This window comes from Micromonospora sp. NPDC047738, assembly GCF_040642675.1.
In the GTDB taxonomy this organism is placed as follows: Bacteria; Actinomycetota; Actinomycetes; order Mycobacteriales; family Micromonosporaceae; genus Micromonospora.
In genome coordinates this window covers 542054-556010 of sequence record NZ_JBEYSO010000002.1, presented here as the reverse complement: position 1 = coordinate 556010, position 13957 = coordinate 542054, and the positions used below count along the sequence as shown (strand labels likewise).

The 13957-nt window shown below is 73.1% G+C and carries 11 protein-coding genes and 1 pseudogene; 6 read left to right on the top strand and 6 right to left on the bottom strand.

Annotation, left to right across the window (positions count from 1 at the left end; genetic code table 11):
* The first annotated feature begins 132 nt into the window (after window positions 1-132).
* From eccE to rarD, 4 genes and pseudogenes are all read left to right on the top strand, one after another.
* A pseudogene (gene eccE, locus ABZ783_RS06025) lies at window positions 133-1907 on the top strand (type VII secretion protein EccE).
* 65 nt (window positions 1908-1972) lie between these two features.
* Window positions 1973-2359 (top strand): phage holin family protein, encoded by a 387-nt coding sequence (locus ABZ783_RS06020; RefSeq protein ID WP_073838920.1) that lies wholly within the window; start codon window positions 1973-1975, stop codon window positions 2357-2359.
* Between the two features lie 93 nt (window positions 2360-2452).
* On the top strand, window positions 2453-2941 hold the full coding sequence (locus ABZ783_RS06015; protein WP_357434743.1) for a GNAT family N-acetyltransferase: 489 nt from the start codon (window positions 2453-2455) through the stop codon (window positions 2939-2941).
* Window positions 2938-3867, top strand: a complete 930-nt coding sequence (gene rarD / locus ABZ783_RS06010; RefSeq protein WP_357434742.1) for an EamA family transporter RarD — start codon at window positions 2938-2940, stop codon at window positions 3865-3867. The genes ABZ783_RS06015 and rarD overlap by 4 nt, the downstream gene beginning before the upstream one ends.
* A gap of 7 nt (window positions 3868-3874) precedes the next feature.
* Here rarD and ABZ783_RS06005 read toward each other — a convergent pair whose 3' ends face one another.
* Both ABZ783_RS06005 and ABZ783_RS06000 read right to left on the bottom strand, forming a co-directional pair.
* Window positions 3875-4561: a zf-HC2 domain-containing protein gene (locus ABZ783_RS06005; RefSeq protein WP_357434741.1), complete on the bottom strand. Its 687-nt coding sequence runs from the start codon at window positions 4559-4561 to the stop codon at window positions 3875-3877.
* On the bottom strand, window positions 4558-5052 hold the full coding sequence (locus ABZ783_RS06000; RefSeq protein ID WP_357434788.1) for a sigma-70 family RNA polymerase sigma factor: 495 nt from the start codon (window positions 5050-5052) through the stop codon (window positions 4558-4560). Before ABZ783_RS06000 ends, ABZ783_RS06005 begins: the two co-directional genes overlap by 4 nt.
* A gap of 239 nt (window positions 5053-5291) precedes the next feature.
* Here ABZ783_RS06000 and ABZ783_RS05995 point away from each other — a divergent pair, with 239 nt between their 5' ends.
* Window positions 5292-7409, top strand: a complete 2118-nt coding sequence (locus ABZ783_RS05995) for a PhoX family phosphatase (protein ID WP_357434740.1) — start codon at window positions 5292-5294, stop codon at window positions 7407-7409.
* Between the two features lie 75 nt (window positions 7410-7484).
* On the opposite strand, the gene ABZ783_RS05990 is transcribed toward ABZ783_RS05995, so the two are convergent.
* The gene (locus ABZ783_RS05990) at window positions 7485-8267 is read right to left on the bottom strand and encodes an IclR family transcriptional regulator C-terminal domain-containing protein (protein WP_148799720.1); all 783 of its coding nucleotides are present in this window, start codon (window positions 8265-8267) and stop codon (window positions 7485-7487) included.
* A gap of 174 nt (window positions 8268-8441) precedes the next feature.
* Here ABZ783_RS05990 and ABZ783_RS05985 point away from each other — a divergent pair, with 174 nt between their 5' ends.
* On the top strand, window positions 8442-9626 hold the full coding sequence (locus ABZ783_RS05985) for an MFS transporter (protein WP_357434739.1): 1185 nt from the start codon (window positions 8442-8444) through the stop codon (window positions 9624-9626).
* 79 nt (window positions 9627-9705) lie between these two features.
* Here the strand turns inward: ABZ783_RS05985 and ABZ783_RS05980 are convergent, their stop codons facing one another.
* The 3 genes from ABZ783_RS05980 to ABZ783_RS05970 all read right to left on the bottom strand — a co-directional run bounded on the left by ABZ783_RS05980 (window position 9706) and on the right by ABZ783_RS05970 (window position 13956).
* A complete protein-coding gene (locus tag ABZ783_RS05980; protein ID WP_357434738.1) occupies window positions 9706-10788 on the bottom strand; it encodes a polyprenyl synthetase family protein in 1083 nt (360 codons plus the stop codon).
* Between the two features lie 85 nt (window positions 10789-10873).
* On the bottom strand, window positions 10874-12427 hold the full coding sequence (gene nuoN, locus ABZ783_RS05975; protein WP_357434737.1) for an NADH-quinone oxidoreductase subunit NuoN: 1554 nt from the start codon (window positions 12425-12427) through the stop codon (window positions 10874-10876).
* Window positions 12424-13956: an NADH-quinone oxidoreductase subunit M gene (locus ABZ783_RS05970; RefSeq protein ID WP_073834089.1), complete on the bottom strand. Its 1533-nt coding sequence runs from the start codon at window positions 13954-13956 to the stop codon at window positions 12424-12426. The genes nuoN and ABZ783_RS05970 overlap by 4 nt, the downstream gene beginning before the upstream one ends.
* Window position 13957: the final 1 nt, after the last annotated feature.

The window sequence follows — 13957 nt, the reverse complement described above, 5'->3', positions numbered from 1 at the left end:
GCGACTACGCGGAGGGAACCGTGAGCGCGAGGAGTGAGCCGAATCTGCGAGCCCGCAGCCGCGAACCAGGAAGGTCACCGTGAGCGCGAGGAGTGAGCCGGGTCGGCGAGCCCCGCGCACCAGGAGGGTCCGATGACGGCGGTCGCGACCGGACGGCCTGCGCCGGCGACCGCCAGGGCGGCACAGTGGACGGTGTCCGCCGTACGGGCCGGGCAGGTGGTGGCGGCACAGATCGCGGTGGCGGCGCTGGTCGCGGCCGTCGGCCGGGGGGGGGGGGGTGGCGGTGACCGCTGCCGCCCTGCTGCTGGCCGCGCTGCTGCTCCCTGCCGCATGGGTGCGGTTCCGTGGCCGGTGGCTCTACGAGTGGCTGCTGGTGGGTCTGGGGCACCTGACCCGGCGGCGCGCCCTGCCCGCGGCGGCCGGGCCGGCGGCGCTGGTGGAGCTCGTCGCGCCCGGCACGACGGTACGCGCGGCCGAACTGGCCGGCGGTCCGGCCGCCGTGCTGGACGACGCCGCCGGGATGACCGCGCTGCTGGAGATCGGCGACCCCGGTGACCTGCTCGGGGACGGCCCGCAGGCCCTCCCCGCACCGCTGTCCCTGCTGCCCCCATCAGGCCCGGAGGGCCCGCCGGTCCGGATCCAGCTCCTGCTCGCCGCGTCCCCGGCCCCGGCCGGCGGGGCCGGCACCGCCGGGACGTCGTACCGGCAGCTCACCGACGGGCGGCTGGCGGGCCGGACCCGGGCGGTGCTCGCCGTCCGGGTGCTGCGCGTCGACGGCTGGTCGGACGAGGAACTACGGCGCACCCTGTCCGGCACGGTCCGGCGGATCGTCCGCCGCCTCGGCCCGCTGACCGGCCGCCCGCTGGGCGGGCCGGCGGCGCTCCGGGTGGTCGCCGAACTGGCCCACCACGACGTCGGAGCGCCGGTCCGGGAGAGCTGGCCAACGCTGACGGCGGGCGGGCTGGCCCAGGCCACCTGGCGGCTGCGGCGCTGGCCGGACCCGCGGACCGGCGCCGCCCGCGGGCTGGTGTCGCGGCTACTGGCGCTGCCGGCCACGGCCACCACCGTGTCGCTCTGCGTCGGGCCGCGCACCGACTCCGCACCGGTGCCGGCCGGGCTGACCGTACGGCTGGCCGCCTGGACCGCCGCGGAGCTGTCGGTCGCCGAGCGGGAGCTGCGCCGGCTGGCCGGGGATCTCGGCGCGGACGTCCGGCGGCTCGACGGCGAGCACCTGGCCGGCCTGGCCGCCACCCTGCCGTTCGGGGCGGCCCCGGCCGGCGTCGCCCCGGCCCCGGCCGACCTGGAACTCTCCCTCGGCGAGTCGGGGCTGATGGTGGGCACCAACCGCCGCGGCGGGGCGGTGACGGTGCGCCTGTTCCGGCCCGGGGCGACCCGGCTGCTGCTGGTCGGCGGGGTACGCGCCGCGCAGCTCATCGCACTACGCGCGCTGGCGCTGGGCGCCCGGGTGGTGGTGCAGACCGCCCGGCCCCGGGTGTGGGAGCCGTTCGTGCGGGGCGTGGGCGGGGCGGTGCCGCTGATCCCGCCCGGGCGGCCGGTGGGCGGCGCATCGGGTTCGCCGTTGCCACCGTTGCTGCTGGTGGTCGACGCCGGGCCGGTGTCGCCCGAGGCCGGGCCGGAGGCGCCCTGGCGGTCCGTCCTGGTGGTCCGGGGCGAACTCACCTCGGCGGACTCGGCGGCGCTGGCCCGCGCCGACCTGGCGATCCTGCAACCGCTCGACCCGGCGGAGGCGGCGCTGGCCGGCACGGCCCTCGGCCTCGGCGGCTCGGCGGCTGACCCGGATCCGCGACGACATGGTCGCCGTGGTGAACCGGCGGGCGTTGCGCTGGGCGCTGCTCTCGCCCACGCCGATCGAGTCGCAACTGGTCGGTCGCCCGGTACGCCGCTGATCCGGCCGCGATTCGTCGATCTTCCCGGGTTCCCCAGGTGGACGGACCGTGGCACGATCCCGGCCATGGATTTTCTGAAGGGTCTTCTGATCCGGCTGGCCACCACGGCGGTCGCCTTCTGGCTGGCCGCGCTGCTCATCCCGGGCATCACGCTGAACACCGAGTCGGTCACCGACAAGGTGATCACGCTGGTGCTGGTCGCGGCGATCTTCGGGGTGGTCAATGCCGTGCTCCAGCCGATCATCAAGACCGTCGGTTGCGGCTTCTACCTGCTGACCCTCGGCCTGATCGCGCTGGTGGTGAACGGCCTGCTCTTCCTGCTCACGAGCTGGATCGCCGGTCAGGCCGGGCTGCCCTTCCACGTGGACGGCTTCTGGCCGGCCGCGGTGCTGGGCGCGCTCTTCGTCGGCATCGTGACCTGGATCCTCGGCGCCATCCTCGACCGCGACTGATCCCCAGCACCCGTCGGTTCCCGCCCACCGGCCAGGCCAGTGGGCGGGAATTGGCTGGTGAGGGGCGGGTGGACAGGGCTTAGCGTGGCAGGCGTGTTCGCCCTGACCCGCCCTGACGGCTACCACCTCAGCACCGATCCGACCCGGCTCGACCTCGACCGGGTGCACCACTGGCTCTCCACCGACGCCTACTGGGCGCTCGGGCGTGAGCGGGACACGGTCGAGCGGGCCTTCGCCGGCTCGCTCGGTTTCGGTGTCTACCGGCCCGGTGACGGGCAGCAGGTGGCCGTGGCCCGGGTGGTCACCGACCGGGCCACGTTCGCCTGGCTCTGCGACGTCTACGTGGACCCGGCCGAGCGCGGCCGGGGGCTGGGCACCTGGCTGGCCGGTGCGGTCCGCGACCACCTGACCGAGCTGGGCGTACGCCGGATCGTGCTGGCCACCGCCGACGCGCACGGGGTGTACGCCAAGGTCGGCTTCACCCCGGTCGAACCCGACATGTGGATGACGTGGGCAGCGCCGGTGAGCCAGGTCACCGGAAAGGATCAGAGTGCCGATTCACCACTTACGGTGGAGGCGTGAACCAGACCCGCCTCGGCTACCTGTTCGGCTTCGGCGCGTACTTCATCTGGGGTTTCTTCCCGATCTACCTGAAGCTGCTCCGGCCGGCCGGCCCGATGGAGATCCTCGCGCACCGGATCGTCTGGTCGGTGGTCTTCGTGGCCCTGCTGCTGGCCGCGCTGCGCAACATCGGCTTTCTGCGGGCGCTGGCCCGCCGGCCCCGGGCGCTCGCCGGCATCGGCGCCGCCGCCGCGCTGATCGCGGTCAACTGGGGCACCTTCATCTACGGGGTGAATTCCGACCGGGTGGTGGAGACCGCCCTCGGCTACTTCATCAACCCGCTGGTCATCGTGCTGATCGGGGTCTTCCTGCTGCGCGAGCGGCTGCGCCCGGCGCAGTGGGTCGCGCTCGGGGTGGGCGGCCTCGCGGTGGCGGTGCTCACCGTCGACTACGGCCGGCTGCCCTACCTGGCGCTCGTCCTGGCCTTCAGCTTCTCGGGGTACGGCCTGGTCAAAAAGCGGCTGGCGCTGCCCGCTGCGGAGGGACTCTTCGTCGAGTCGGCGGTACTGGCGCTGCCCGCGCTGGCGTATCTGGGCTGGCTGGCGCACCGTGGCGCGGCGACGTTCGGGCAGGTGTCGGCCGCGCACACCCTGCTGCTGGTGCTGGCCGGCGCGGCCACCGCGATCCCGCTGCTGCTCTTCGCCGGGGCGGCGAACCGGCTGCCGCTGTCCACCCTCGGCATGCTGCAGTACGTCGGCCCGATCCTCCAGCTCGGCGCCGGGGTGCTGATCTACCACGAGCCGATGCCGCCGGCCCGGCTGGCCGGCTTCGCCCTGGTCTGGCTCGCCCTGGTCATCTTCACCGCGGACGCCTACCGCAACGCCCGCCGGACCCGCGCCGAGGCGCGCGCCGCCACCACCACCCCGGTCCCCGCCGCGACCCGCTGACCGGTCCTCAGCGGAAGTCGTAGGCGAGGACGGGAGTGCCGTCGGCGCGCAGCAGTTCGAGGCGGACCAGTTCGCCATGGGTGAAGTGGGTGGCGCCGACCATGCGGAGGTCGTCCCCGGGCGCGGCCAGCCAGGTGGCGACCTGCTCCGTCGCGCCGTCCGGGCCGTGCGCCACCAGCCGGAAGGTGTACGCCTCCCGGTGACCCGTCCGCTGGTCGTACCCGCAGCGCAGGGTGACCTCGGTGCCCCACTTCTTGTCGGTCAGCCCGACCTCGGCATGCAGTGGGACCGGGCCGGCGACCGGCCGCATCGCGGCCAGGGCCACCCGCGGCGCCGACGGGGTGGCCGGGCGGACCAGGCTCACCCCGACGCCCGCCAGCACGGCCAACACGGCTGCGGCGAGCCCGCTCAGCGCGTACCGCCGGCGTGCCCGGGACCGTTCGCGGCGCCGCTGCTCCCGGGCGGCGTCGAGCAGCGCGGGCAGCCGAGAGGCCTCCGACGCCGACGGCAGGAACTGCTCCAGCCCGGCCGGGTCGAGCCGCCCCAGCAGGCCGGGCAGCACCGCGATCTCGGCCACCGCCTCCCGGCAGGCCGCGCAGCCGGCCAGGTGCCGCTCGTAGGCGGCCCGCTCCGCGGGGGCGAGGGCCCCCAGCACGTACGCGCCGTCGTCGTACGCGAACTCGCAGCGGCTCATCGGGTCACCCCCATCTCGGCCAGGACCAACCGGAGTGAGCGCAGCGCGTAGTGCGTACGCGACTTGACCGTGCCCGGCGGCACGCCGAGCCGGGCGGCCGCCTCCGCCACCGACCGCCCCTGGTAGAAGCACTCCACCAGAACTTCACGATGAGTGGGGCTCAGCCGGTTCAGCGCTTCCGCCACGGTCCACGCCTCCACCGCGCGCTCGGTTTCGTCCGCCGTGTCAACCGGCTCGGGCAACTCGTCGGTGTAGACCTCACCGACCCGCGTGGAGCGGCGCCGCCAGGCGTCGATGGCCAGGTTCCGGGCGGTGGTGAACAGCCAGGCGCGCACCGACCCCCGGGCCGGGTCCAGCGACTCGGGGTGCCGCCAGGCCCGCAGCAGCGTCTCCTGCACCAGGTCCTCGGCGCGCGGCCGGTCGCCGTTCACCAGCCGGAGGGCGTGCGCGAAAAGCGCGTCGGCATGCTCGTCGTGCAGGGCGCGCAGCAGTTGGGCGTCGTGGTCGCTGATGGCGGTCTCCTCGCTCCCGTACGACGAGTCCGGTGGTGCGTTCATTCCTGGATACGTGTAGTGACGCCGTTCGGTTCAGCCCAGCTCACACCGCAGGTGTTCACGAGTGGTTCACATTACGGCCGACACCCGCTCACCGCGCCCTGGCAGCGTCCGGCCGGTACGCGCGCGGACGATCCCGGGCGCGCCATCCACGTCTTCCCAGGAGGCACCTTCCGATGAGCGACCGTCCCCGGCTGCTCCCCCTGCTGGGCGCCACCCGGCACGGCTCCCGTGATGCGATGACCTGTCTGTACCGCTGCGGCAACGCCTGCGACCACCCGGTGCCGAACGCTTCCGACAACCCGTACTTCGGGGACCTGGTCGACGCCGAGGTGTCCCGGCGCGGCGTGGTCCGGGCCGGCGCCGTCGGCGCCCTGGTGCTCGGGTTCGGTGGCAGCGTCGCCGGTGCGCTGGCCGGCGCCGCCCCGGCCGCCGCCGCGCCGGCCGCGCCGGCCGTTCCCGCCGCGGGCGACGCCGCCGCGCCGCAGGGCGGGGTGGGCAGCGGCGCGCTGACCTTCAAGCCGATCCCGCCGAACAGGCTCGACGCCCTGGTCGTCCCGAACGGGTACGACCACGCCGTCGTGATCAAGTGGGGCGACCCGGTCGTCCAGGGCGCGCCCGAGTTCGACCTGCACGGCCAGACCGCCGCTGCGCAGGCGCAGCAGTTCGGCTACAACAACGACTTCGTGGGCGTGCTGCCCATCGACCGCAAGCGGGCGCTGCTCGTGGTCAACCACGAATACACCAACGAGGACCTGATGTTCCCCGGCTTCACCAGCCAGGACGCGCTCTCGGTGGAGCAGTTGCGGGTGGCGATGGCCGCGCACGGCATGTCCGTGGTGGAGCTGGAGCGGGTGGAGAGCACCGGACAGTGGCGGCCGGTGAAGCACGGCCGGCGGTACAACCGGCGGGTCACCGCGCTGGCCACGAAGTTCGAGCTGACCGGTCCGGCGGCCGGCTCGGCCTGGCTGCGCACCGCTGCGGACCCGAAGGGCCGTACGGTGATCGGCACGCTGAACAACTGTGCCGGCGGGGTCACCCCGTGGGGCACCGTGCTCTCCGGTGAGGAGAACTTCAACCAGTACTTCGTCGGCGGCGACGGCGCGCCGGCGGAGCTGAAGCCGAAGCTGGCCCGGTACGGCATCCCGACCGACTCGCGCTACCCGAGTGGCAGCCGCAAGTGGGAGCGCGCCGACGAGCGCTTCGACCTGGCGAAGCACCCGAACGAGGCGCACCGGTTCGGCTGGATCGTCGAGATCGACCCGTTCGACCCGGACAGCAAGCCGCGCAAGCACACCGCGCTGGGCCGGTTCAAGCACGAGGGCGCCAACGTCATCGTGGCGAAGGACGGCCGCGTGGTCGCGTACATGGGCGACGACGAGCGGTTCGACTACCTCTACAAGTTCGTCTCGGACAAGAAGTTCATGCCGGGCAGCTCCTCGGTGGCCCGCCGGCACAACCTGACCCTGCTGGAGTCCGGCACGCTCTACGTGGCCGCCCTGACGGGCAACAGCGCCGCCGAGATCGACGGCACCGGCAAGCTCCCCGCCGACGGGGCCTTCGACGGCCGGGGCCGGTGGATCAAGCTGGTCAGCGGCAACCGCTCGTACGTCGACGGGATGACCGCGGCCGACGTGCTCACCTTCACCCGGCTCGCCGCCGACAAGGTCGGCGCGACCAAGATGGACCGGCCGGAGGACGTCGAGCCGTCCCTGCTCACCGGCAAGGTGTACGTGGCGCTGACCAACAACACCGACCGGGGCAAGGCCGGCAAGGCCGGCGCCGACGAGGCGAACCCGCGTAACCTCAACAAGCACGGGCAGATCCTGGAGCTGGTCGAGGACCGCGACGACAACACCGCCGAGTCCTTCGCCTGGTCGCTGCCGATCGTCTGCGGCGACCCGGCCGACGCGTCCACCCACTTCGCCGGGTACGACAAGACCAAGGTCTCGCCGATCTCCTGCCCGGACAACGTGGCGTTCGACGCCACCGGCAACCTCTGGATCGCCACCGACGGCAACGCGCTGGGCAGCAACGACGGCCTGTTCGCCACCGCGCTGGAGGGCCCGGAGCGGGGCCACCTGAAGCAGTTCCTCACCGTGCCGTACGGCGCGGAGACCTGCGGCCCGTTCATCACGAACGACAACCGCTCGGTCTTCGTCGCGGTGCAGCACCCGGGCGAGATCACCGGCGCGTCGGTGGAGAACCCCGCCTCCACCTGGCCGGACGGCGACTTCGCCAAGCCCGGCGTGGTGGTGACCTGGCGCCTCGACGGCGGCCCGATCGGCAGCTGACCCCACCCCGAGCGGTCCGGCGCTGGACCGCTCCCGAAGGGCCTCTCCCCCGCCGGGAGGGGCCCTTCGGCGTACTCAGGTGTCGGCGGCGATGCCGTCGGCCACCGCGCGGGCCACGGCGAGCAGCTTGGCCCGGACCACCCGGGCGGAGGTCATCATCTCGCTGGCCGGCAGCGCGCACGCCAGCACCACCCGGCGTTCGATGTCCTTGTCCGGGGTGACCAGCACCGCCGCGCAGGCCACCCCCTGCCGGAACTGCCCCAGCTCCAACTGCATGCCGCGCCGGTCACCGGCCGCCAGGTCCGCCTCGAACGCCTCCGGGCTGGTGAGGGTGGCGCTGGTGAACGGGCGCATGCCGTACTCGCGCAGGTAGCGGAAGCGCTGCTCGGGGGTGAGCGTGGCGAGCAGGCTCTTGCCGAGGGCGGTGGCGTGCGCGCCCTCGTCGAAGCCCGGCACCAGGTCCTCCAGATAGGGCGAGCGCGGCCCCTCGGCGACCGCCGTGACCGCCACCTGGCCGCCCACGAAGCGCCCCAGGTAGTGGCTCCAGCCGGTGTCCGCGGCCGCTCGCCGCAGCGACTCGCCGACCGCCGGCGGCCCCCGGAAGGCGGTCACCAGCTCCCGGTACCGGTCGGCCACCTCCAGGCCGACGATGTACGTCCCGTCCTCCCGCCGGATCACGTATCCCTCGTACGCCAGGGTGCGCACCAGGTGGTACGTGGTGGCGACGGTCAGTTCGCAGCGGCGGGCGATCTGCTTGACGGTGAGTCCCCTCGGCGCACGGCCGACCGACTCGAGCACTCGAAGCGCGCGGGAGACACTTCGGATCAGGTCCGAAGGTTCCGCCAAGGGGTCGCGCACAACCACCTCCGCCGCCGGGGACTTACACCATATGAAAAACAGGCCGCGCGCGAAATGCCTGTTCGGATCGAGGATGCCAGATCACCGGGCACAGACCGTGCACCGACAGACACGATCAGCTGCCAAAACGTGACGGCGGTCGCCGAAACGTGACCGGCGTAGGTTTGCCTGGCCATGACTGAGACCGTGCTGCACCCCTCGCCGCCCACGTCCCGCCGTACCGTCCGCGCCAGCGCGGGCGCCATCGCCACCACCATCGCCTGCGTCCTGCCCGTCTTCCTGGTCGGCGGCCTCGCCGTGCAGATGGGCGACGAGCTGCACTTCTCCCCCGCCGGGCTGGGGCTGGCCGTCGCGGTCTACTTCGGGATCAGCGCGCTCGCCTCGGTCCCCTCCGGCGCGCTGGTCGAGCGGTACGGTTCCGCCGTGGTGGCCCGCGCCGCCATCGTGCTCTCCGCCGGCTCGCTGCTGGCCGTGGCGGCACTGGCCCGGTCGTACCCGGTGCTGGTCGCACTGCTCGGCCTCAGCGCCGCCGCGAACGCCCTGGGACAGCTCGCCAGCAACGCGGCGCTGGCCCGGCACGTCCCCGCCCACCGGCAGGGGCTCTCCTTCGGGGTGAAGCAGGCCGCCATCCCGGTCTCCACCCTGCTGGCCGGTGCGGCGGTGCCCACCATCGCGCTGACCGCCGGCTGGCGGTGGGCGTTCGTGGCCGCCGCCGGGGCGGCGCTGGCCGCGCTGCCGGCCGTGCCCGAGCAGGAGCGCGACCCGGCACGACCGGCCACCGGCGGGCGGGCGGGCCGGGCCACGGTGGCGCTGGTGGTGATCGGCCTGGCCGCCACCCTGGCCTCCGGCGCGGCGAACGCGCTGGGCACCTTCCTGGTGGACTCGTCCGCCGGCCGGGGGCTGTCACCGGCCCTGGCCGGCCTGACGCTCACCCTGGGCAGCGCGGTCTGCGTGGTGGCCCGGATCGGCACCGGCTGGCTCGCCGACCGCCGGGAGACCGGACACGTCGCGCTGATCGCCGGCATGCTGGTGGTCGGTGCGGTCGGGCTGGCCCTGCTCGCGGTGGCCGGGCCGGTGCCGCTGGTCGTCGGCGTGCTGCTCGGCTTCGGCCTCGGCTGGGCCTGGCCCGGGCTGATGAACTTCGCGGTGGTCCGGCTCCACCCGCAGGCTCCGGCCGCCGCCACCTCGATCACCCAGACCGGCGTGTACGCGGGCGGCTGCCTCGGCCCGCTGTGCCTGGGCACCCTGGCCGGCGCGCTCGGCTACCCCACCATGTGGACCGCGGCCGCCGCCTCGATGCTGCTGGCCGCCCTCCTCATGCTCACCGGCAGCCGCCTCCTCACCCACCCCACCCCCTGACCACTTCCGTTGATCATGAGGTTGGCGGCACTCATCGCGATCAACATCGCCGCCAACCTCATGATCAACGCGGGGGGCGTCAGCTGGTGCGGTCGGCGATGTAGTCGCAGAGGGACTCGAGGGCGCGGCGGGCGGGGCCGTCGGGGAGGGGGGCGAGCTGCGCCCTCGCGTCCTCGGCGTAGCTGCGGACGGTCTCCCGGGCCCGCTTGAGCGCCGGGGACTCGCGGAGCAGGCCGAGCGCCTCGGCGTGCAGCGCATCGTCGACCAGCGGACCGGTGGCCAGGATCTCTCGCAGCCGGACACTCGCGGCGTCGGAATCGTCCCCGGCGAGCGCATAGAGCACCGGCAGGGTCGGTACGCCCTCCCGCAGGTCGGTGCCGGGCGTCTTGCCGGACTGCATCGACTCGGAGGCGATGTCGAGCAGGTCGTCGGAGAGCTGGAAGGCCACGCCGATGATCTCGCCGTACCCGGCGAGGGCCTCGATGTGCTCGGCGGACGCACCGCCGAACATGCCGCCGAAGCGGGCCGAGGTGGCGATCAGTGAGCCGGTCTTCTCGGCGATGACGTGCAGGTAGTGCGCGACCGGGTCGCTGTCCCGCGGGCCGACCGTCTCGGCGATCTGCCCGTGCACCAGCCGGGCGAAGGTGCGCGCCTGCAGCCGTACGGCCTCCGGGCCCAGGTCGGCCGCGATGTCCGCGGCCCGGGCGAAGAGGTAGTCGCCGACCAGGATCGCGACCGAGTTGGTCCAGCGCGAGTTGGCGCTCGGCGCGCCCCGGCGCACCGCCGCCTCGTCCATGACGTCGTCGTGGTAGAGGGTCGCCAGGTGGGTGAGCTCCATCACCACGGCGGCCGGTACGACCTGGGCACCGCTCGGATCGCCGAACTGGGCGCCCAGCGCCACCAGCAGCGGGCGGAACCGCTTGCCGCCGGCCTCGACCAGGTGCCGGGCCGCCTCGGTGACGAGCGGGTCGGCACTGGCCACACTGGCCCGCAGCTCGCTCTCGACCCGCTCGAGCAGACCCAGCACGGACGCCTCGACGTGCGGGTCGGCGAGGTGCAGGCCGAGCGCGCCGAACTGACCCGTGCTCTCCGGACCCCGGCGACCGCCGGAGCCGGTGGCACCTGAACGCTCGCCAGCCGGAATCACCACGCCTTCAACCATGCCACACCCGTTCGACCTGCCCGAAGAGGGGATACGACGGGGGCCGGTACGCCAGGCGTACCGGCCCCCGGAGGGAGAACCTCGGTCATCGCACGAATTCGGCGGCACCGGTGGCCAGATCGAGCAGGGGTGCCGGGGCGACCCCCAGGACCAGGGTGGCCAGCACCCCGATGACCAGCGCCGCCGAGGTGAGGGCACCCGGCACGGTGACCGTCGGGGTGGCGTCGCCCGGCTCGGAGAGCCACATCATCACCACGACCCGCAGGTACGGGAAGGCCAGCACCATGCTGGTCAGCACACCGGCGATCACCAGCCAGGCCTGGTTCGCGTCCAACGCCGGGGCGAAGATCGCGAACTTGCTGGTGAACCCGCTGGTCAGCGGGATACCGGCGAAGGCCAGCAGGATGAAGGTGAAGATCGCGGCGAAGAACGGCGACCGGCGGCCCAGCCCGGCCCAGCGGGACAGGTGGGTGGCCTCCCCGTCGGCGTCCCGGACCAGGGTCACCACGGCGAACGCGGCGAGCACCGAGAAACCGTACGCGACCAGGTAGAACATCGTGCCTGACAGTCCGTCCCTGCCCGGCGCGAGCACCCCCACCAGCAGGTAGCCCGCGTTCGCGATCGACGAGTAGGCGAGCAGCCGCTTGATGTCGGTCTGGGTGACCGCCAGCACCGCGCCGACCAGCATGGTCAGCACCGCAACCGCCCCGAGCACCGGGGTGAAGTCCCAGGCGGCCCCGGAGAAGGCGACGTGGAAGACCCGCAGCAGGGCGCCGAAGGCGGCGACCTTCGTGCAGGCGGCCATGAAGCCGGTCACCGGGGTCGGGGCGCCCTGGTAGACGTCGGGCGTCCAGACGTGGAACGGCGCGGCGGCGGCCTTGAAGAGCAGGCCGATGGCGAGCAGCGCCATGCCGGCGAAGAGCAGCACCTGGCTGGACGAGGACTCGCCGACCGCCGCGTGCACGGTGGCGAAGTCGACGCCGGCCGCGCGGTCCGGCACACCGGCCGTGAAGCCGTACACCAGCGCCACTCCGAAGAGGAAGAACGCCGAGGCGTACGCGCCGAGCATGAAGTACTTCAGCGCGGCCTCCTGGCTCAGCAGCCGCCGGCGGCGGGCCAGCGCGCAGAGCAGGTAGAGCGGCAGCGAGAAGACCTCGAGCGCGATGAACATGGTCAGCAGGTCGTTCGCCGCCACGAAGATCAGCATGCCGCCGATCGCGAACGTGGTCAGCGGGTACACCTCGGTGGTGCCGCCCGCTCCCGCGGCCTGCCGCCGGTCGTCGACCGACTCGGCGGTCACCGCGGCGTGGGCCACGAACGCCCCGCCCCGCTCCACGGCGCGCTCACCGATGAGCAGCAGCGCCATGGCCGCCAGGATCAGGATCGCGCCCTGGAGGAAGAGCGTCGGCCCGTCCACCGCGATGGCGTGCCCGGCGGTGATCAGCCGGTCGTCGGCGTTGAGGATCACCATGGTCAGCGCCGCGAGCACCGCCGCGAGGGCGAGCAGCAGCTGCACCGGGTTGCGCAGCCGACGCGGCACGAACGCCTCGACCAGGACGCCGAACAGGGCCGCGCCCAACATGATCAGGATCGGGGCGAGCGCCGCGTAGTCGATCGACGGCAACTTCAGCTCGGTCATTTCGCGGCCTCCTGGACGCTGCCGACCGTCGGGGCGGGGTCGGTCCGACCGACGTCCTGCATGGTCGCCCGGACGGCGGGGTTGATGACATCGGTGACCGGCTTGGGATAGAAGCCGAGCAGCACGATCAGCGCGATCAGCGGGGCGACCACGACCTTCTCGCGCAGGCTCAGGTCACGGCGCATGCCGTCGACCTCGGTCAGGGCCGGGTTGAGCGTGCCCTGGGTGGTGCGTTGCACCATCCACAGCACGTACGCCGCCGCCAGGATGATGCCCAGCGTGGCGATCACCGCGACCGGCTTGTTGGTGGTGAACGTGCCGATCAGCACCAGGAACTCGGAGACGAACGGCGCGGTGCCGGGCAGCGCCAGCGAGGCCAGACCGGCGAAGAAGAGCACCCCGGCCAGCACCGGGACCAGCTTGCCCGCGCCGCCGAAGTCGCTGATCAACGCCGAGCCGCGGCGGGCGATGAGCATGCCCACCACCAGGAAGAGCAGGCCGGTGGCCAGGCCGTGGTTGAGCATGTAGAGCACCGCGCCGGTGCCGGCCTGGGTGGTGAAGGCGAAGATGCCGACCCCGATGAAGCCGAAGTGCGCGATCGAGGTGTACGACACCAGCCGCTTGAGGTCGTTCTGCCCGACCGCCAGCAGCGCGGCGTAGATGATGCCGATCAGGCCCAGCGCCAGCGCCCACGGGGCGAACCACTTCGACGCCTCGGGGAAGAGCGGCAGGCAGTATCGCAGGATCCCGAAGGTGCCGACCTTGTCCAGCACGCCGACCAGCAGTGCCGCCGCGCCGGCCGGGGCCGCGCCACCGGCGTCCGGCAGCCAGGTGTGGAACGGGAAGAACGGCGCCTTGATCGCGAACGCGAGGAAGAAGCCGAGGAAGAGCCAGCGGGCCGTGTCGGTGGGGAGGTCGGCCTGGCTCAGTGCCTGCCAGTCGAAGGTCTTCCCGCCGACCACCCAGAGGCCGATCACCGCGGCCAGCATGAACAGACCGCCGACCAGGGAGTAGAGGAAGAACTTGACCGCCGCGTACTGCCGCTGGTGGCCGCCGTAGCTGCCGATCAGGAAGTACATCGGCACCAGCATGACCTCGAAGAACACGTAGAACAGGAAGACGTCGGCGGCGGCGAAGACGCCGATCATCGTGCACTCGAGGACGAGCAGCAGCGCGAAGTAGACCGGCACCGAGCGCTTGGACGACTCGGCGTCGTGCCAGGAGGCCAGGATCACCAGCGGCACCAGGATCGCGATCAGCATCAGCATGACCAGCGCGATGCCGTCCGCCGCGAAGGTGAAGTTGACCCCCCAGTTGGGGATCCACGCGTACGACTCGCGGAACTGGAAGCGGTCGCCGTCCACCTGGAAGGCGATCCACATGGCCACCGAGAGCACCAGCACCAGCAGCGACCAGGCGAACGCCACGAGCTTGGCGAGGTCCGGACTGCGGCGCGGCAGCAGGGCCACCACCAGGGCGCCCACCAGCGGCGCCACGGTCAGCACCGAGAGGAACGGGAAGTTGGACATT

Bases quoted from the DNA above. Each gene is read 5' to 3' on its own strand.
- ABZ783_RS06020 (WP_073838920.1), top strand. From the start codon at position 1,973: ATGGATTTTCTGAAGGGTCTTCTGATCCGGCTGGCCACCACGGCGGTC.
- ABZ783_RS06005 (WP_357434741.1), bottom strand. From the start codon at position 4,561: ATGAGCCGCTGCGAGTTCGCGTACGACGACGGCGCGTACGTGCTGGGG.
- ABZ783_RS05995 (WP_357434740.1), top strand. From the start codon at position 5,292: ATGAGCGACCGTCCCCGGCTGCTCCCCCTGCTGGGCGCCACCCGGCAC.
- ABZ783_RS05985 (WP_357434739.1), top strand. From the start codon at position 8,442: ATGACTGAGACCGTGCTGCACCCCTCGCCGCCCACGTCCCGCCGTACC.
- ABZ783_RS05980 (WP_357434738.1), bottom strand. From the start codon at position 10,788: ATGGTTGAAGGCGTGGTGATTCCGGCTGGCGAGCGTTCAGGTGCCACC.
- nuoN (WP_357434737.1), bottom strand. From the start codon at position 12,427: ATGACCGAGCTGAAGTTGCCGTCGATCGACTACGCGGCGCTCGCCCCG.
- ABZ783_RS05970 (WP_073834089.1), bottom strand. From the start codon at position 13,956: ATGTCCAACTTCCCGTTCCTCTCGGTGCTGACCGTGGCGCCGCTGGTG.